The 19,448-nt window shown below is 56.3% G+C and carries 15 protein-coding genes; 12 read left to right on the top strand and 3 right to left on the bottom strand.

The features are described 5' to 3' along the window. Positions 1–222: 222 nt before the first annotated feature. The 8 genes from tig (at position 223) to ACWPW2_RS04160 (ending at position 9,958) form a co-directional block, all read left to right on the top strand. Entirely contained in the window at positions 223–1,521 is a 1,299-nt protein-coding gene (gene tig / locus ACWPW2_RS04125) for a trigger factor (protein WP_023481893.1), read from the top strand. Between the two features lie 285 nt (positions 1,522–1,806). Further along, positions 1,807–2,430: an ATP-dependent Clp endopeptidase proteolytic subunit ClpP gene (clpP, locus tag ACWPW2_RS04130; RefSeq protein ID WP_007373538.1), complete on the top strand. Its 624-nt coding sequence runs from the start codon at positions 1,807–1,809 to the stop codon at positions 2,428–2,430. 124 nt (positions 2,431–2,554) lie between these two features. Continuing rightward, positions 2,555–3,829 (top strand): ATP-dependent protease ATP-binding subunit ClpX, encoded by a 1,275-nt coding sequence (gene clpX / locus ACWPW2_RS04135; RefSeq protein ID WP_187801543.1) that lies wholly within the window; start codon positions 2,555–2,557, stop codon positions 3,827–3,829. 184 nt (positions 3,830–4,013) lie between these two features. After that, positions 4,014–6,368, top strand: coding sequence for an endopeptidase La (gene lon / locus ACWPW2_RS04140; RefSeq protein WP_023481941.1), 2,355 nt, complete (start codon positions 4,014–4,016; stop codon positions 6,366–6,368). A 209-nt stretch (positions 6,369–6,577) separates the two neighbouring features. Further along, positions 6,578–6,850 carry a nucleoid-associated protein HU-beta gene (gene hupB, locus ACWPW2_RS04145; RefSeq protein ID WP_124969417.1) on the top strand — a complete coding sequence of 91 codons (273 nt, stop codon included), beginning with the start codon at positions 6,578–6,580 and terminating at the stop codon, positions 6,848–6,850. A 209-nt stretch (positions 6,851–7,059) separates the two neighbouring features. After that, positions 7,060–8,934, top strand: coding sequence for a peptidylprolyl isomerase (gene ppiD / locus ACWPW2_RS04150; protein WP_454121714.1), 1,875 nt, complete (start codon positions 7,060–7,062; stop codon positions 8,932–8,934). A 146-nt stretch (positions 8,935–9,080) separates the two neighbouring features. After that, complete coding sequence (locus ACWPW2_RS04155) at positions 9,081–9,455, top strand: ComEA family DNA-binding protein (RefSeq protein ID WP_454121715.1); 375 nt, start codon at positions 9,081–9,083, stop codon at positions 9,453–9,455. Positions 9,456–9,550: 95 nt separating this feature from the next. Then, on the top strand, positions 9,551–9,958 hold the full coding sequence (locus ACWPW2_RS04160) for a YbgC/FadM family acyl-CoA thioesterase (RefSeq protein WP_279792479.1): 408 nt from the start codon (positions 9,551–9,553) through the stop codon (positions 9,956–9,958). Positions 9,959–10,556: 598 nt separating this feature from the next. Here the strand turns inward: ACWPW2_RS04160 and queC are convergent. Together queC and ACWPW2_RS04170 are read right to left on the bottom strand one after the other, a co-directional pair. Further along, positions 10,557–11,252, bottom strand: coding sequence for a 7-cyano-7-deazaguanine synthase QueC (gene queC / locus ACWPW2_RS04165; RefSeq protein WP_023478299.1), 696 nt, complete (start codon positions 11,250–11,252; stop codon positions 10,557–10,559). Between the two features lie 65 nt (positions 11,253–11,317). Next, positions 11,318–13,015 carry an SgrR family transcriptional regulator gene (locus ACWPW2_RS04170; protein ID WP_454121716.1) on the bottom strand — a complete coding sequence of 566 codons (1,698 nt, stop codon included), beginning with the start codon at positions 13,013–13,015 and terminating at the stop codon, positions 11,318–11,320. 98 nt (positions 13,016–13,113) lie between these two features. Here ACWPW2_RS04170 and cof point away from each other — a divergent pair, with 98 nt between their 5' ends. Beyond that, positions 13,114–13,932, top strand: coding sequence for an HMP-PP phosphatase (gene cof / locus ACWPW2_RS04175; RefSeq protein ID WP_454121717.1), 819 nt, complete (start codon positions 13,114–13,116; stop codon positions 13,930–13,932). A gap of 69 nt (positions 13,933–14,001) precedes the next feature. On the opposite strand, the gene ACWPW2_RS04180 is transcribed toward cof, so the two are convergent. After that, on the bottom strand, positions 14,002–15,054 hold the full coding sequence (locus ACWPW2_RS04180) for a PLP-dependent cysteine synthase family protein (protein WP_346440681.1): 1,053 nt from the start codon (positions 15,052–15,054) through the stop codon (positions 14,002–14,004). Between the two features lie 115 nt (positions 15,055–15,169). On the opposite strand from ACWPW2_RS04180, the gene ACWPW2_RS04185 reads away from it, so the two are divergent. From ACWPW2_RS04185 to ACWPW2_RS04195, 3 genes are read left to right on the top strand one after another with little or no spacing between them, the layout of a single operon-like run. Next, on the top strand, positions 15,170–15,628 hold the full coding sequence (locus ACWPW2_RS04185) for an Lrp/AsnC family transcriptional regulator (protein WP_023478271.1): 459 nt from the start codon (positions 15,170–15,172) through the stop codon (positions 15,626–15,628). A gap of 52 nt (positions 15,629–15,680) precedes the next feature. Continuing rightward, positions 15,681–17,444 (top strand): SmdA family multidrug ABC transporter permease/ATP-binding protein, encoded by a 1,764-nt coding sequence (locus ACWPW2_RS04190; RefSeq protein WP_454121718.1) that lies wholly within the window; start codon positions 15,681–15,683, stop codon positions 17,442–17,444. Then, positions 17,437–19,215 carry a SmdB family multidrug efflux ABC transporter permease/ATP-binding protein gene (locus tag ACWPW2_RS04195; RefSeq protein WP_454121719.1) on the top strand — a complete coding sequence of 593 codons (1,779 nt, stop codon included), beginning with the start codon at positions 17,437–17,439 and terminating at the stop codon, positions 19,213–19,215. Before ACWPW2_RS04190 ends, ACWPW2_RS04195 begins: the two co-directional genes overlap by 8 nt. Positions 19,216–19,448: the final 233 nt, after the last annotated feature.

Consider the following 19,448-nt stretch of genomic DNA (forward strand, 5'->3'; position numbering starts at 1 on the left):
TCAGAAGTGTGAAAAATGACGCACCGTTGCGCTATTACCGTTCTCGACTCATATCTGCGATGCCGCTATAATGCTGCGTCTTATTTTTCGGAATGTCTTCGGGGTGATTCTGACGACAGGGAATGTATATCTGATTAGAGAGAGCATCCCGGTTCTGCAAAGCGAGAGGTTTGCTGCGCAGGGTAGAGTTGACCGAGCACTGTGATTTTTTGAGGTAACAAGATGCAAGTTTCAGTTGAGACCACTCAGGGCCTTGGGCGCCGTGTAACGATTACAATCGCTGCTGACAGCATCGAGACCGCTGTGAAGAGCGAGCTGGTCAACGTAGCGAAGAAAGTACGTATTGACGGTTTCCGTAAGGGTAAAGTCCCGATGACCGTTGTTGCTCAGCGTTACGGCGCCTCTGTTCGCCAGGACGTGCTGGGCGACCTGATGAGCCGCAACTTCATCGACGCGATCATCCAGGAAAAAATCAACCCGGCTGGCGCACCGAACTATGTTCCGGGCGAATACAAACTGGGCGAAGACTTCACCTACTCTGTTGAATTCGAAGTCTATCCGGAAGTTGAACTGAAAGCGCTGGACACCATCGAAGTTGAAAAACCGCTCGTTGAAGTGACCGATGCCGACGTTGACACCATGCTGGATACCCTGCGTAAGCAGCAGGCAGACTGGAAAGAGAAAGATGGCGCTGCAGATGCAGAAGACCGTGTAACTGTCGATTTCACCGGTTCTGTTGACGGCGAAGAGTTCGAAGGCGGCAAAGCGACCGATTTCGTACTGGCGATGGGTCAGGGTCGTATGATCCCGGGCTTTGAAGAGGGCATCAAAGGCCACAAAGCGGGCGAAGAGTTCACCATCGACGTGACCTTCCCGGAAGAGTACCACGCGGAAAATCTGAAAGGTAAAGCGGCGAAATTCGTCATTAACCTGAAGAAAGTTGAAGAGCGTGAGCTGCCGGAACTGACCGAAGAGTTCATCAAACGTTTCGGCGTTGAAGATGGTTCTATGGACGGTCTGCGCGCAGAAGTTCGTAAAAACATGGAGCGCGAGCTGAAAGGCGCCGTGCGTAACCGTGTTAAATCTCAGGCGATCGACGGTCTGGTTAACGCCAACAACATCGACGTACCGGCTGCACTGATTGACAGCGAAATCGACGTTTTGCGTCGCCAGGCTGCTCAGCGTTTCGGTGGCAATGAGAAACAGGCTCTGGAACTGCCGCGCGAGTTGTTCGAAGAGCAGGCTAAACGCCGCGTTGTTGTTGGTCTCCTGCTGGGCGAAGTGATTCGTACCCACGAGCTGAAAGCTGACGAAGAGCGCGTTAAAGGCCTGATCGAAGAGATGGCTTCTGCGTATGAAGATCCGAAAGAAGTGATCGAGTTCTACAGCAAAAACAAAGAGCTGATGGACAACATGCGTAACGTCGCGCTGGAAGAACAAGCGGTTGAAGCGGTTCTGGAAAAAGCGAAAGTGACGGAGAAAGCAACCTCCTTCAGCGAGCTGATGAACCAACAGGCTTAATCGTTTTCTGCGATAGCTAAAAGTAATAAGCCCGTCACCTGCTTGCTGGTGGCGGGCTTTTTTTATCGCATTGGCTTTATCAGAACTGTGCTAAAAGCGTGTTTCAGGGTTAGCGTAACAGCAAAAGATTGTTATGCTTGAAAACATGCGTGGTCATCCCCACTAAAGAGGGTGGCAGGAAAGACTCTGGCTGATAATCCGTCCGTGAGGGGTCGTAGTCAGACCTCTTTCACTCAAGTACAATCAGTACAGCAAGTTTGTTAATTTTTTATCCAGGAGACGGAAATGTCATACAGCGGCGAACGAGACAACTTTGCACCCCATATGGCCCTGGTGCCAATGGTTATTGAACAGACCTCCCGCGGTGAGCGCTCTTTCGATATTTACTCCCGTCTTCTCAAGGAACGCGTAATTTTCCTGACCGGTCAGGTCGAAGACCATATGGCCAACCTGATCGTGGCGCAAATGCTGTTTCTCGAAGCAGAGAACCCGGAAAAAGATATCTATCTCTACATTAACTCTCCGGGCGGCGTGATCACGGCAGGTATGTCTATTTACGACACCATGCAATTTATTAAACCGGACGTCAGCACCATCTGTATGGGCCAGGCCGCGTCAATGGGCGCATTCCTGCTGACGGCTGGCGCAAAAGGCAAGCGCTTCTGCCTGCCGAATTCACGCGTGATGATCCACCAGCCGCTGGGCGGCTATCAGGGTCAGGCGACGGATATCGAAATCCACGCGCGTGAGATCCTGAAAGTGAAAGGGCGCATGAATGAACTTATGGCGCATCACACGGGTCAATCCTTAGAACAAATTGAGCGCGATACCGAACGTGACCGCTTCCTTGCCGCGCAAGAAGCAGTTGATTACGGGCTGGTTGACTCAATTTTGACCCATCGTAACTAATGCTCAGTCCGCATTGGCCGCTATACTTTCCAGTGCAAGCGGCGTAATGCCTGAGTAACGTTTTGCGCCTGGAATGGCATTTGCGTCGTCGTGTGGCGCAAAGAACAGAAAAGAGGTTTTACTCATGACAGATAAACGCAAAGATGGTTCGGGCAAACTGTTGTACTGCTCTTTTTGCGGCAAAAGCCAGCATGAAGTGCGTAAACTGATCGCCGGACCGTCCGTGTATATCTGCGACGAATGTGTGGATCTGTGTAACGACATTATTCGCGAAGAGATTAAAGAAGTTGCGCCGCACCGCGAGCGCAGCGCGCTGCCGACGCCGCATGAAATCCGCCACCATCTCGATGACTATGTTATCGGTCAGGAGCAGGCGAAGAAGGTGCTGGCGGTGGCGGTCTACAACCACTACAAACGCCTGCGCAACGGCGACACCAGCAACGGTGTTGAACTGGGCAAAAGTAACATTCTGCTGATCGGGCCGACCGGCTCCGGTAAAACGCTGCTGGCAGAAACGCTGGCGCGCCTGCTTGATGTTCCGTTCACCATGGCAGACGCCACCACGCTTACCGAAGCGGGCTACGTCGGTGAAGATGTGGAAAACATCATTCAGAAGCTGCTGCAGAAGTGTGACTACGATGTGCAGAAAGCGCAGCGCGGCATTGTTTACATTGATGAGATCGATAAGATCTCCCGTAAGTCAGACAACCCTTCCATCACCCGTGACGTATCGGGCGAAGGTGTACAGCAGGCGCTGCTGAAGCTGATCGAAGGTACCGTTGCTGCCGTTCCGCCGCAGGGCGGTCGTAAGCATCCGCAGCAGGAGTTTTTGCAGGTTGATACCTCCAAAATCCTCTTTATCTGCGGTGGTGCTTTCGCAGGCCTCGATAAGGTGATCTCTCACCGTGTGGAAACCGGATCCGGCATCGGTTTTGGCGCAACGGTGAAAGGAAAATCCGAAAAAGCGAAAGAGGGCGAGCTGCTGGCGCAGGTTGAACCGGAAGATTTGATCAAATTTGGTCTGATCCCGGAGTTCATCGGTCGTCTGCCGGTTGTCGCTACGCTGAATGAGCTGAGCGAAGAAGCGCTGATCCAGATCCTGAAAGAGCCGAAAAACGCCCTGACCAAGCAGTATCAGGCGCTGTTTAACCTGGAAGGCGTCGATCTGGAGTTCCGCGACGAAGCGCTGAATGCTATCGCCAAGAAAGCGATGAGCCGCAAAACCGGTGCGCGTGGTCTGCGTTCTATCGTAGAAGCCGCGCTGCTCGACACCATGTACGATTTGCCGTCTCTGGAAGACGTCGAGAAAGTGGTGATTGATGAGTCGGTTATCGACGGGCAAACCAAGCCGCTGCTGATTTACGGCAAGCCGGAAGCGCAGCAGGCATCTGGCGAATAATTCGTCAATTCATACAGTCAGTTAATCAAAAAGGGGGGATTTTATCTCCCCTTTTATTTTTCCGACTTCCCGGCGTTGAATGTGTGGGAAACATCCCCATATACTCCATTACATGTTAATGGTGCGTGTGGCACAGTCACGTCACCTTGATTACCTGGCGGACTTTAAACTAAGAGAGAGCTCTATGAATCCTGAGCGTTCTGAACGCATTGAAATCCCCGTATTGCCGTTGCGCGATGTGGTGGTTTATCCGCACATGGTCATCCCGTTATTTGTGGGGCGGGAAAAATCAATCCGTTGTCTTGAAGCAGCCATGGATCATGATAAAAAAATCATGCTGGTTGCGCAGAAAGAAGCGTCAACGGATGAGCCGGGTGTAAACGATCTTTTCACCGTCGGGACCGTGGCGTCTATTCTGCAGATGTTGAAACTGCCTGATGGCACTGTAAAAGTGCTGGTCGAGGGGCTTCAGCGCGCGCGCATTACTTCGCTTGCCGATAACGGCGAGCACTTCTCTGCGAAAGCGGAGTACCTTGACTCGCCGGCCATTGATGAGCGCGAGCAGGAAGTGCTGGTACGTACCGCGATCAGCCAGTTCGAAGGCTATATCAAGCTCAACAAAAAAATTCCGCCGGAAGTGCTGACGTCGCTGAACAGCATCGACGATCCTGCGCGTCTGGCTGACACCATCGCTGCGCATATGCCGCTGAAGCTGGCTGACAAACAGTCAGTGCTGGAGATGTCCGACATCAACGAACGTCTTGAGTATCTGATGGCGATGATGGAGTCGGAGATCGATCTGCTGCAGGTTGAGAAACGCATTCGCAACCGCGTGAAGAAGCAGATGGAGAAATCCCAGCGCGAGTACTATCTGAATGAGCAGATGAAGGCCATCCAGAAAGAGCTCGGCGAGATGGACGACGCGCCGGACGAAAACGAAGCCCTGAAGCGTAAAATCGACGCGGCAAAAATGCCAAAAGAGGCCAAAGAGAAGGCCGAGTCCGAGCTGCAGAAGCTGAAAATGATGTCGCCGATGTCTGCGGAAGCAACCGTGGTACGCGGCTATATCGAGTGGATGGTGCAGGTTCCGTGGAATGCGCGCAGCAAGGTCAAAAAAGATCTTCGCCAGGCGCAGGAAGTGCTGGATACCGACCACTACGGCTTAGAGCGCGTCAAAGACCGCATCCTTGAGTATCTTGCGGTTCAAAGCCGTATGAACAAACTCAAAGGGCCGATTCTCTGCCTGGTCGGGCCGCCGGGGGTAGGTAAAACCTCGCTCGGTCAATCCATTGCAAAAGCAACGGGCCGTAAGTACATCCGTATGGCGCTGGGCGGCGTACGTGATGAAGCCGAGATCCGCGGTCACCGCCGCACTTACATCGGTTCTATGCCGGGTAAACTGATCCAGAAAATGGCAAAAGTTGGCGTTAAAAACCCGCTTTTCCTGCTGGATGAGATCGACAAAATGTCCTCCGACATGCGTGGCGATCCCGCTTCTGCGCTGCTGGAAGTGCTCGATCCTGAGCAGAACGTGGCGTTCAGCGATCACTACCTGGAAGTGGATTACGATCTGAGCGACGTGATGTTTGTCGCCACCTCCAACTCCATGAACATTCCGGCACCGCTGCTGGACCGTATGGAAGTGATTCGCCTCTCCGGTTACACCGAAGATGAGAAGCTGAACATTGCCAAACGCCACCTGCTGACCAAGCAGATTGAGCGTAACGCGCTGAAACCGAACGAACTGACGGTTGACGACAGTGCAATCGTCGGCATTATTCGCTACTACACTCGCGAAGCGGGCGTGCGTGGTCTGGAGCGTGAAATCTCGAAACTGTGCCGCAAAGCGGTAAAACAGCTGCTGCTGGATCCGTCCCTGAAGCATATCGAGATCAACGGCGACAACCTGAATGATTACCTCGGCGTTCAGCGCTACGACTACGGTCGTGCGGATGACGAAAACCGTGTAGGCCAGGTGACCGGTCTGGCGTGGACCGAAGTGGGCGGCGATCTGCTGACCATTGAAACCGCCTGTGTGCCGGGTAAAGGCAAGCTCACTTACACCGGTTCGCTGGGTGAAGTGATGCAGGAGTCTATCCAGGCTGCATTAACCGTGGTGCGCGCGCGCGCAGAGAAGCTGGGTATCAACGGCGACTTCTACGAAAAACGCGACATTCACGTGCACGTGCCGGAAGGCGCTACGCCGAAAGATGGTCCGAGCGCCGGTATCGCCATGTGTACCGCGCTGGTCTCCTGCCTGACCGGTAACCCGGTTCGCGCCGACGTTGCGATGACGGGTGAGATCACCCTGCGCGGCCAGGTGCTGCCGATTGGCGGCCTGAAAGAGAAACTGCTGGCAGCGCATCGCGGCGGGATTAAAACAGTACTGATTCCTTACGAAAATAAACGCGATTTGGAAGAAATTCCGGAAAACGTGATTGCCGATCTGGATATCCATCCGGTGAAACGTATTGAAGAAGTGCTGACGCTTGCCTTGCAGAATGCGCCGTTTGGCATGCAGGTTGCCACTGCAAAATAGTGACCTCGCGCAAAGTGCGTAGAGAAATATAAGGCTGGTGAGTGATTTCGCACTTGCCAGTCTTTTTTTGTATAGCTAATTTAGATTGCTGGCTGGCTATGTCATCATCAACTGATGTTGTAAGGGCATGACAGGCCTGTTATAACTGCTGCGCGGTCGCACTGTGAAGGATGTGGTGCGATATAAAATATAAAGAGAGGAAGAGAAGAGTGAATAAATCTCAACTGATAGACAAGATTGCCGCTGGCGCTGATATTTCTAAAGCTGCCGCCGGACGCGCGTTAGATGCGTTTATGGCTTCTGTTACTGAATCTTTGAAATCCGGGGAAGAGGTAGCATTGGTTGGTTTCGGGTCTTTCGGGGTTAAAGAGCGTGCTGCCCGTACCGGCCGCAACCCGCAAACCGGCAAAGAGATTACTATTGCTGCTGCCAAAGTCCCTGGCTTCCGCGCAGGTAAAGCGCTGAAAGACGCCGTGAACTAAGGACTTTCCCCACGCGGGGAGGGTGGCAACATACAAGGGCACATCGCGAGGTGTGCCCTTTTTATTTTCGCAAAATCAATTTCTGCGAGTTTATGCGCGATGCGGGCTAACAATTGCGCCGTTTTCTTGTCAAAATACGCGCTTACATGCAGCGGGCCTCGTGCGCAGCCTGAGATCTACAGTCACCTACAGCGGAGTGTTGTTACACCATGATGGACAATTTACGCGCGGCGGCGAATCACGTCGTGCTCAAGATCATTCTGGGTTTGATTATCGTGTCATTCATTTTGACTGGCGTAGGTAACTACCTGATTGGCGGTAACAATAATTACGCCGCAAAAGTTAATGGCCAGGAGATCGGCCGCGCGCAGTTTGAAAATGCGGTAACCAGCGAACGCAACCGTATGGCGGAGAAGCTGGGTGACCAGTTCTCAGAACTGGCCGCAAATGAAAACTACATGAAATCCGTACGTCAGCAGGTGCTCAATCGTATGATTGACGAAGCTCTGCTCGATCAATACGCGAAGAAGCTGGGCCTCGACATCAGCGATGAGCAGGTCAAAAGCGCTATCTTCGCCACCGATGCTTTCAAGTCTGACGGTAAGTTCGATAATAACCGCTTCAACGCCCTCGTTAACCGTATGGGCATGAGCGCCGATCAATATGCGCAGGCGCTGCGTAACCAGCTCATCTCCCAGCAGTTAATCAACGCCGTTGCCGGCACTGATTTTATGCTCAAAGGCGAGACCGACGAACTGGCAGCGCTGGTATCCCAGCAGCGCGTGGTGCGCCAGGCGGTGATTGATGTGAACGCGCTGGCGGCAAAACAGACGGTCAGCGATGACGAGATCGCTAGCTATTACGACCAGAACAAGAGCCGTTTTATTGCGCCGGAGCAGTTCCGCGTAAGCTACATCAAGCTTGATGCAGCAGCGATGCAGGAAAACGCCACCGACGCACAGATTCAGGCTTACTACGACGAGCATAAGGATCAGTTCACTCAGCCGCAGCGTAATCGTTACAGCGTCATCCAGACCAAAACGGAAGATGAAGCGAAAGCGGTTATCGACGAGCTGAAAAAAGGAGCTGACTTCGCTGCTCTGGCGAAGGCGAAATCCGCTGACATCATCTCTGCGCGTAACGGCGGCGACATGGGCTGGCTGGAAGAGTCCACCACGCCGGATGAGCTGAAAAACGCCGGTCTGAAAGAGAAAGGCCAGCTCTCAGGCCCGATTAAATCCTCCGTCGGCTACCTGGTGGCGCGTCTGGATGACGTTCAGCCTGCCGTCGTCAAACCTCTTAACGAAGTACGCGATGAACTGGCGGCGAAAGTGAAGCATGAAAATGCGCTCGATGCCTGGTTCGCGCTACAACGTAAAGTGAGTGAAGCAGCGACCAACGATAACGAATCTCTGGCCGGTGCCGAGCAGGTTTCTGGTACCAAAGCGGTGCAGACCGAGTGGTTTACCCGCGAAAATCTGCCTGAAGAGCTGAACTTCAAACAGGTCAGCGACGCGATTTTCAACGGTGGTCTGGTAGGGCAGAACGGCTCGCCTGGCAACAACTCCGATATCATCACCGTTGATGGCGATCGCGCGTTCGTGCTGCGTGTTACCGACCATAAAGCGGAAGCGATTAAGCCGCTGGCGGAAGTGAAAGCGCAGGTCACTGATATCGTGAAGCATGATAAAGCTGAGCAGCAGGCGAAGCTGGATGCTGACAAACTGGTTGAAGCGCTGAAAGCGGGCAAAGGCGACGAAGCGATGAAAGCCGCTGGTCTGAGCTTCGGCGAAGCGAAAACCCTGGCGCGCCTCGGACAGGATCCGGTTGCTACCGCAGCCTTTAACCTGCCACTGCCGGCGAAAGATAAACCTTCTTACGGCAGCACCACCGATCAGCAGCGTAATGTGGTGATCATTGCGCTGGATGAGGTGAAAGCGGGCGAAATGCCGGAAGCGCAGAAGAAAGCGATGATGCAGGGCGTGACGCAGAATAACGCGCAGATCGCCTTTGAAGCGTTGATGAGCAACCTGCGCAAAGAAGCCAAAATCAAACTGGGCGATACCTCAGAACAGCAGCAGTAACGGGAAGCTTCTCCCAAAAAAAGGTAACGCTCTGCAATATACAAAGGCCGCTTTCGCGGCCTTTTCCATTTCTGTTTTTTGCCCTTTGTGGACTTTTTGCGCCCTGGTTATTCTCCGCTGCGAGTTAACACAACGGAGATAACAGCATGAAATATGGAGTCAAAGCCCTTTTACTGCCCCTGGCATTTGTGTGTGCGACATTCAGTTCTGCCACGCTTGCCGCGCCCGCAAGCGGTGCAAAACCACCGGCGGCACACTCCGCTGCACCGGCTTCTCACACCAAAGCCCAGGAAGCGGCAAAATCCACACAGGAAGAGGAGGGCGGCGTTAAAGTCAGCATCAACAGCGCGACGGCGGAAGAGTTATCAAAGGCGCTTAAGGGCGTTGGCCTTAAAAAGGCACAGGCGATCGTCAGTTATCGCGAAGAGTATGGGCCGTTTAAGAGCGTCGAAGATTTAAAACAGGTGCCGGGCATGGGCGGCAAGCTGGTGGAGCGTAATCTGGTGAGTCTGAAACTGTAAGCGGCTTGCGTAGTCGCTAATTTTTGCCAGAATAAGGAGGTCATACCAGTATGACCTCTGTCTCTATAACTATAAACAGTAAAGGTTAACGCGCTATGCAGACCCAAATAAAGGTTCGTGGATTCCATCTTGATGTCTACCAGCATGTAAATAACGCCCGCTATCTCGAATTTCTTGAGGAGGCGCGCTGGGATGGGCTGGAGCATCACGAGAGTTTTCAGTGGATGACCGCCCACAACATCGCTTTTGTGGTGGTTAACATCAATATCAACTATCGCCGCCCGGCGGTGCTCGGCGATCTGCTTACGGTCACCAGTCATGTCCAGCAGATTAACGGCAAAAGCGGCGTGTTAAGCCAGGTGGTGACATTAGAGCCGGAAGGGCAGGTGGTTGCCGATGCGCTGGTGACTTTTGTCTGCATCGATCTGAAAACCCAGAAAGCGCTGGCGCTGGAGGGGGAGTTGCGGGAGAAGCTGGAGATAATGGTTGGGGAGCGGGATTAAGTGCGCTGGAATCGCTGAAACCGCGTAGGCCGGATAAAGCGGAGCCGCCATCCGGCATGTTTCGCGGCACCCGTGCCGAATTGCCAGGCGTAGGCCGGATAAGCGTAGCGCCATCCGGCAACGGGGTTTGCATGTGGCACTGGTGGAAGGGTTCCGTTCACCATGCGTTGGGGAGTTTCATGAATCTCTTATGCGGTGAACGGGACAAGGGAAGCGGCCGCGCTCCCCTTGTCAATCCCCGCGGCCCCGCGAGGAAATCGGTGCTTCGCACTGCGCTCACCTCCCGCGTGCCTGACTGCGGCCGGCTCGACTCGACTTGCTCGCCCTTTCGGGGACTCGCTCCCTGTCTCGGTTCGCCTCTGTCCGCCATCCATGGCGTCCAGACCTTGTCATTCACGCTTCGGTTCGCCGATTTCAGCGGGGGTCAACACCACCGCTGTGAGACCGGAGGTAAAAGCAATATCGGTGTTGCTGTAGGCTCGCTTTTGTAGGCCGGATAAGGCGAAGCCGCCATCCGGCGATGGTGCAACGGTGATAATGCCGGATGGCGCTGCCGCTTATCCGGTCTACGAGATTGGTGCGGGTTTGTTGGCCGGGCCTATTTCAATCCGGTTTTTGCTTTCATTGTGCTCATCACTGCCGCTTTATCGGCAAGGTACTGCTGCAAGCCGTTGGCGCGTAAATGGCACGCCGCGCAGTGGCCGCAACCATCGCCTTTAATGCCGTTGTAACAGGTCAATGTTTCGCTGCGCACCATATCGAGCGCGCCCCAGTAATCTGCCAGCGCCCAGGTCTGCGCTTTATCGATCCACATCAGCGGCGTTTCAAAGCGGATATCTTTCGCCAGGCCGAGGCTGACCGCGTGGTTAAGCGCCTTCACAAACTCGTCGCGGCAGTCCGGGTAGCCGGAGAAATCGGTCTCACACACGCCGGTGATCACCGCTTCTGCCTGCACCTGGTAAGCGTATACCGCCGCCAGCGTCAGAAAGAGAATATTGCGCCCGGGAACAAAGGTGTTCGGAATACCGTCCGCGCTCTCTTCATAATCCGGCACCGGAATGCTGTCGCGCGTCAGGCTGCTCACGGCCAGTTCGTTAAGCAGCGTCACATCCAGCACTTTATGCGCCCGTGCGCCCAGCTTTTGCGCCAGTTCGCGTGCGACGTCGATCTCAGCGCGATGGCGCTGCCCATAATCAAACGTCACGCAATGGACTTCATCATACTGCTGTAACGCCTGCACCAGGCAGGTCGTGGAGTCTTGTCCGCCACTGAAGACGACAACGGCACGTTTCATAATTATTCCTGACATTTATACAAAAAAGGTATGGTAGCGCGTGAGCTATGCAGCGACCAGCTTCTTCACGGCGACGGGGCCGGAAGCCAGGCCTCGGTAAACTCAAACCAGCCGCGTCGGTTAACCTCGATCCCCTCAACCCCCGGCGGCGCGCTAATGCGGTAGTGGTAATTAAAGAGCGGCGTCAGCAGCGCCTCGTCCATAAGCGTATCAAAGAGCGCTTTCAACGCCGCAATACGCTCCTGCTCGTCGGCCTGGCGCTGCACCGCATCCAGCGTCGCCTGCAGATGCGCGAACTGCGCGCTGCCGAGCAGGTTTGGCCACAGCGGATCGCAGCGCAGCCATTGCTCAAGGGTGTACTCCGGCGCTTCGCCAATCAGCCTGTCGCCCATCACCAGATCCGCTGCTGCAAGTTCGCGGCACCCTTCCCAGCGTTTACCGTCATGAAAAATTACCGTCAGCTCGCAGCCGAGCGCAGCAAGATACGCTTTAAGCTGCTGCGCCATGGTGTGCAACTCCACCGGCAGATGGTAGATAAGCGTCAGCTTTGCAGGCAAGGCGACGTTCTCTTCAGGCCAGCCGGGAATATGCCAGCCAGGCAGTAACTCCCGGCTGGGGGTAATCAGCCCCTCATCCAGCGGTAGCGTCTGCAAAAGCGAGGTGTGATGAATAATCTGCACCAGGCGGCGCGCCTGCGCCGGGCTTAGCCGCGCGGCGGGGCGCAGAGCGAGATAGCAAAAACCGAGGCTGATGCTGTTACTGACCGGTTGCAGATGGCGCAACTCCTCCGGCTCGCCGATGGCGATCTGCACCGGATGGCGGCAGCTGGTGCCTAAATCCTCATCAAACAGCTGCGGTGCAATCCAGTACTCGACCGCTTTCAGCAGCGGGTGCCCTAAGTGGTAGTGGTCGTGGCTCTCAAGGCGCACCAGTTCGTCACTGAAGGCGACAAGGCGAAACGGCCCGGTGCCAATCTGCGGATGAGCGGGGTGCGCCAGGCGGCTGCCGTAGCTCGCCAGACGGTGCGCCAGCCAGTAATCGGGCCGATGCAGCTGAAAGGTAATGCACCACGGATGGGTGAGCGTAATGCGCTCGACGCTGGCAAAAAGCATCCGCAACGCGGGTAACTCAAGCAGGGCGATAAGCTGCCCATGCAACTGCGCGGCGGTGACCGCATCGCCATTGTGCCAGTGCAGGGTAGCGTGAAGGTGAAAGCGCCAGCACAGGCCATCCTCGCTGCTCTCCCAGTGGTGCGCCAGATCGCGCTGCGGTAACGCGCTGCGGCTGATAAAGCGCGTCAGCCCGCTAAAGATCTGCCCCGCCAGGTGCTGCTCCGCACGGCCTGCGAGAAAACCCGGCAGCAAAGGCTCCAGCGGGCGGTAGTAAGGAATGCGCAGCGTCGGCGTCTCGTTCTGCCACTGCCCGCCGAGATAGGGGTTGAGCAGCGCGCGCAGATCCGCAGGATCAAGCTCGGCGAGCGCCAGCGCGTTGTGCTGCTGCCCGGCCGTCAGCGCCTGCTCCAGCATCTCGCGGCGCAGCCGCTCCGGCGTCACGCAGAAATGCAGCGCGCCGCGTTTACCGCGTCCGGACTGCGCCTGCCACGTTAACCAGCCGGCGGCCTGCATCTGGCGCAGCAGGGTGCGCATATGGCGTTCGCTGCAATAGCAGCGCAGAGCCAGCTCGCTAATGCTCACCGCCTGATCCTCACCGGCAGAGGGCGACCAGAGACGCTGAAACTGATTAAGGCGGTTGAGTAATCTCATAACCCGGAACAATAATTCCTATCTATTCACTATTACTTCCGTATATCCCACGCAATACTGAAACACAACCTAACGGCATCAGAACTGGAGAGTAGATCATGGCGCGTCTGGCCGCTTTTGATATGGATGGCACCCTGCTTATGCCCGATCATCGTTTGGGCGATCAAACGCTGGCGGCGCTGCGACGCTTACATGAGCGGGGGGTTACGCTGGCCTTCGCCACCGGTCGGCACGCGCTGGAGATGCAGCGTGTTGTGCAGCATATAGGCCTCGATGCCTTTCTCATCACCGGCAACGGCACGCGCATCCACTCCTTAGAGGGCGAACTTCTCCATCGCCAGGATCTCTCCCCACAGGTGGTCGAGCGCGTGTTGCATGGCCGCTGGAAGACCGGTGCTTCGCTGCATGTGTTTAATGATTCCGGCTGGCTGACCGATAAGCCGCTGCCGGAGGCGCTACAGGCGCATCTCTTCAGCGACTTTAGCTATCAGATCACCGATCTTAAACGCCTGCCCGCCTGTGACGTTGCCAAGATCAGTTTTGTCGGCGATCACGACGATCTCTGCCGCTTGCAACAGCAGCTTGATGAGCACCTTGGCGCGCAGGCGCATATCTGTTTTGCGGCGATGGATTGTCTGGAGGTTCTGCCGGTCGGCTGCAATAAAGGCGCCGCGCTGGGGGTACTCAGCGCCTCGTTAGGATTAACGCTGCAAGAGTGTATGGCGTTTGGCGATGCGATGAATGACAGAGAGATGTTAGAGAGCGTCGGCTACGGCATGATCATGGGCAACGCCATGCCACAGCTGCGTGCGGCGCTGCCGCATTTACCGGTTATTGGGCACTGCCGTAATCAGGCGGTGTCGCACTTTTTGACACACTGGCTGGACACTCCACATCTTCCTTATTCCCCCGAATGAAAAGATATTGCCAGCAAGCCGGGTTTTATTAAATCCGGCTTTTTTTTGCCTATCGCCATTACCTTCGCGCTATTGCGGTGAGGTAAGCAGAGCGATTTGCGCGCTCCAAGGCTCAATATCGCCTAGGTTCGCCGCCACCCATTGCGGGTTGTAGTAGGTTTCAAGATAGCGCTCGCCGCTGTCGCACAGCAGGGTAACGATCGAGCCATTGCGCCCTTCGTCGCGCATCTGCGCCGCAAGCTGTAGCGCGCCCCACATATTGGTGCCGGTAGAGGCACCCACTTTGCGGCCAAGCTGCGTCTCCAGCCACTGCGCGGTGGCAACGCTGGCGGCATCCGGCACGCGCAGCATCTCATCGACCACATCGGCAATAAATGACGGCTCGACGCGCGGGCGGCCAATGCCTTCGATTTTGCTGCCGATCGGGCTGCGCAGTGTGCTGTCGCGCTGTTGCCAGTAGTCAAAGAAGACGGAGTTCTCCGGGTCAACCACCACCAGGCGCGTGTCGTAACCCTGGCAGCGAATATAGCGGCCAATGGTTGCCGAGGTGCCGCCCGTTCCGGCGCTCATCACAATCGCTTCCGGCACCGGATGCGGCTCATTTTTCATCTGGCGGAAGATGCTGTCGGCAATGTTGTTATTGCCGCGCCAGTCCGTTGCGCGCTCGGCGAAGGTGAACTGATCCATATAGTGACCGTTCAGCTCTTTCGCCAGCCGCTCGGATTCGGCGTAGATCTCGCAGGCGCTATCAACAAAGTGGCAGCGGCCGCCGTAAAACTCGATCTGCTCCACTTTGCGTTTCGCCGTACAGTAAGGCATCACCGCGATAAAGGGCAGCCCGAGCAGGCGCGCAAACCACGCTTCTGAGATGGCGGTTGAGCCGGAGGAGGCTTCAATAATCGTGGTGCCTTCCTTGATCCAGCCGTTGCACAGGCCGTATAGAAACAGCGAGCGCGCAAGGCGGTGCTTCAGGCTGCCGGTGGGGTGCGTGCTTTCATCTTTTAAATAGAGATTGATACCCGGAAAACCCGTCAGCGTCAGGCGGATAAGGTGGGTATCCGCAGAGCGCTGCGCGTCGGCATTGATTTCATTAATCGCGTATTTGACCCAGCTGTTGTTCATGATGCTGTTCCGTTTGTCATTTTGTGCCCAGTCTAGCGAAAGGTGAAGAAAAAAAGGTTGCCATTTCGCCTTTGCGATAGACTATTTAGAGAAAAATTTTCTAACGGAGCAGGGGATGTTAGATAAAATTGACCGTAAGCTGCTCGCGCTGTTGCAGCAGGATTGTTCGCTCTCTTTGCAGGCGTTGGCTGATGCCGTTAATCTGACCACCACTCCATGCTGGAAACGGCTGAAAAAACTGGAAGATGACGGTATCTTACTGCGCCGCGTGGCGGTGCTGGATGCGGAAAAGCTCGGGCTGGGGCTGACGGCATTTGTGCTGATCAAAACCCAGCATCATAGCAGCGACTGGTATAACCGCTTCGTCAGCGAAGTGACACAGCTCCCGGAAGTGCTAGGCTTTTGGCGTATGGCTGGCGAGTACGATTACCTGCTGCGCGTCCAGGTGGCGGATATGAAACGCTACGATGACTTCTATAAGAAGCTGGTCAACAGCGTGCCGGGGCTCTCGGATGTCACCTCCAGCTTCGCCATGGAACAGATAAAATACACCACGGCTTTGCCCATTGAATAACCCTTCCGGCGGTTAACCGACCGTCGGCAATTCACGTTCAGGATGTAACCGCGTGCGATTATTTGCTCAGTTAGGCTGGTATTTTCGTCGGGAGTGGCAGCGCTACCTCGGCGCCGTCGCCTTACTTATCATTATTGCTATCTTGCAGCTGATCCCGCCAAAAGTGGTGGGGATTGTGGTGGATGGCGTCACCCAGAAGCAGTTTACCCATCAGCAAGTGTGGATGTGGGTAGCGGCGCTGGTGGCGATTGCCGTCGTCACCTATCTGCTGCGCTATGTCTGGCGCGTCTGGTTGTTTGGTGCCTCCTATCAACTGGCCGTCGAACTGCGTGAGGATTTTTACCGTCAGCTCAGTCGCCAGCACCCGGAATTTTACCTGCGCCATCGCACCGGCGATTTAATGGCGCGCGCCACCAATGACGTGGATCGCGTAGTGTTTGCCGCCGGGGAAGGGGTGTTAACGCTGGTCGATTCGCTGGTGATGGGCTGCGTGGTGCTGATCGTGATGGCGACCCAGATCAGCTGGCAGTTAACCCTGCTGTCGTTATTACCGATGCCGATTATGGCGCTGGTGATCAAGCGCTACGGCGATCAGCTGCACAGCCGCTTTAAAGCCGCGCAGGCGGCCTTCTCTGCGTTAAACGATCGCACCCAGGAGAGCATGACCAGCATCCGCATGATCAAAGCCTTTGGCCTGGAAGATCGTCAGTCGGCGCTTTTTGGCAGCGAAGCAGCGGATACCGGTGCGAAAAACATGCGCGTGGCGCGCGTTGATGCGCGCTTTGATCCAACTATCTATATCGCCATCGGCATGGCAAACATGCTGGCGATTGGCGGCGGCAGCTGGATGGTGGTGCACGGCTCCTTGACTCTCGGCGAGCTGACCAGTTTTGCTATGTATCTTGGGCTGATGATCTGGCCAATGCTGGCGCTGGCGTGGATGTTTAACATCGTCGAGCGCGGCAGCGCGGCCTATAGCCGCATCCGCGATATGCTGGCAGAAGCGCCGGTGGTGAACGACGGCACGGAAACCGTGCCCGCCGAGCGCGGCACCTTAACGCTCTCCATCAAAGCGTTTCACTATCCGCAAACCGACAGCGCGGCGCTGACAAATGTGAGCGCGACCCTTGAGCCGGGCCAGATGCTCGGCATCTGCGGCCCGACCGGCGCGGGGAAAAGTACGCTGCTGGCGTTGATTCAGCGCCATTTTGATGTCGACGCGGGCGATATTCGCTTCCACGATATGCCGCTGACGCAGCTGAAACTGGACAGCTGGCGCAGCCGCCTTGCTGTCGTCAACCAGACGCCGTTTCTCTTCTCCGACACCATCGGCAATAACATCGCCCTTGGCAGACCCGGTGCGACGCAGGAGGAGATTGAGCATGTGGCGAAGCTTGCCAGCGTGCATGATGACATTTTGCGCCTGCCGCAGGGGTACGACACCGAAGTTGGCGAGCGCGGCGTGATGCTCTCCGGCGGGCAGAAACAGCGTATCTCCATCGCTCGTGCGCTGCTGCTGAATGCCGAAATCCTTATTCTTGATGACGCCCTCTCTGCGGTGGATGGGCGCACCGAACACCAGATTTTGCACAACCTGCGCCAGTGGGGCGAAGGGCGCACCGTGATTATCAGCGCGCATCGCCTGTCGGCGCTGACGGAAGCCAGTGAGATTATCGTTATGCAACATGGCCATATCGCCCAGCGCGGCCAACATGAGCAGCTCGCGCGCCAGCCTGGCTGGTATCGCGACATGTACCGGTATCAGCAGCTGGAAGCGGCGCTGGACGACCATCCGCAGGAGGCCGAGGATGCGTAACTTCTCTCGCCAGTGGCCGACGCTAAAACGTCTGCTGGTCTATGGCAAACCGTGGCGCAAGCCGCTCAGTAAAGCGGTGCTGATGCTGTGGGTCGCGGCGATTGCCGAAGTCTCCGGCCCGGCGCTGATCAGTTACTTTATCGATAATATGGTGGCGAAGAGCTACCTGCCGCTCGCGCTGATCGCCGGGCTGGCGGCGGCTTATGTTGGCCTGCAACTGCTGGCGGCGGGGCTGCACTACGCCCAGGCGCTGCTCTTTAACCAGGCGGCGGTCGGCGTGGTGCAACAGCTGCGTACCGATGTGATGGATGCCGCGCTGCGCCAGCCGCTCAGCGCCTTCGACACCCAGCCGGTAGGGCAGATTATCTCGCGCGTGACCAACGACACCGAAGTGATCCGCGATCTCTATGTAACGGTGGTCGCCACCGTGTTGCGCAGCGCGGCGCTGATTGGTGCGATGCTGGTGGCGATGTTCAGCCTCGACTGGCGCATGGCGCTGGTAGCGATGGGCATCTTCCCGGCGGTGATTATCGTGATGCTGATCTATCAGCGTTTCAGCACGCCGATTGTGCGGCGCATGCGCGCCTACCTTGCCGACATCAACGATGGCTTTAACGAAATCATCAACGGCATGAGCGTGATCCAGCAGTTTCGCCAGCAGGCGCGCTTCGGCGAGCGCATGAGCGAAGCGAGCCGCTCGCACTACTTCGCTCGGATGCAAACCCTGCGCCTCGATGGCTTCCTGCTGCGCCCACTGCTGAGCCTCTTTTCCGCGCTGGTGCTCTGCGGCCTGCTGATGCTATTTGGTTTCTCAACCGTCGGCACGGTGGAGGTTGGGGTGCTTTACGCCTTTATCAGCTACCTTGGCCGCCTTAACGAGCCGCTGATTGAGCTGACGACCCAGCAGTCGATGCTGCAACAGGCGGTGGTCGCCGGTGAGCGCGTCTTCGAACTGATGGATCGACCGCGCCAGAATTACGGCGATGACGAGACGCCGCTGCACAGCGGGGCGATCGATATTGAAAACCTCTCCTTCGCCTACCGCGAAGATCAGCTGGTGTTGCAGGATATCTCCCTGCATGTTGAGCCGCGCAGCTTTGTCGCGCTGGTCGGCCATACCGGCAGCGGTAAAAGTACCCTCGCCAGCCTGCTGATGGGCTACTACCCGTTAACCCAGGGGGAGATCCGCCTCGACGGTCGCCCGCTTGCCACCCTCGGACACAGCGCGCTGCGCAAAGGCGTCGCGATGGTGCAGCAGGATCCGGTGGTGCTGGCCGACAGCTTCTTCGCCAACGTCACCCTTGGGCGGGATATCAGCGAAGCGCGCGTGTGGAAAGCGCTTGAGATTGTCCAGCTCGCCGATCTGGCGCGCACCATGAGTGAAGGGATCTACACCCGCCTCGGCGAGCAGGGGAATAATCTCTCCGTCGGGCAGAAACAGCTGCTGGCGCTGGCGCGCGTGCTGGTTGATGCCCCGCAGATCCTGATCCTTGATGAAGCGACGGCGAATATTGACTCCGGCACCGAGCAGGCGATCCAGCAGGCGCTGGCGGCGATCCGCGAGAAGACCACGCTGGTGGTGATTGCCCACCGCTTATCGACCATTGTCGAGGCAGAAACCATTCTGGTGCTGCACCGCGGGCAGGCGGTTGAGCGCGGTACCCACCAGCAGCTGCTGGCGGCGAAAGGGCGCTACTACCAGATGTACCAGTTGCAATTAGTCGGTGAAGAGCTGGCGGCGAGCACGCGGGAAGAGTCACTCAGCGCCTGATGCACCAAAATTAAGCACCCTGCGCGCAACTGCGCCTGGTGGTGCAAAAATGCAACGCACCATGCACCGTCATGGTGCGTTTTTCTTTTTTCCGCCGCTTGTGCTTCATCTACGCGCTTGCGCCGCCCATCACCGCATCTGGTTTTGTCTCTTTATTGCGCGAAAACGCGCGCCTTCACATTTCTGGCACACCCCTTGCAATACCTTCCTCATGTTGGCTGCGTCCATTTGCG

It is taken from the genome of Kosakonia sp. Marseille-Q7440, from assembly GCF_965119485.1.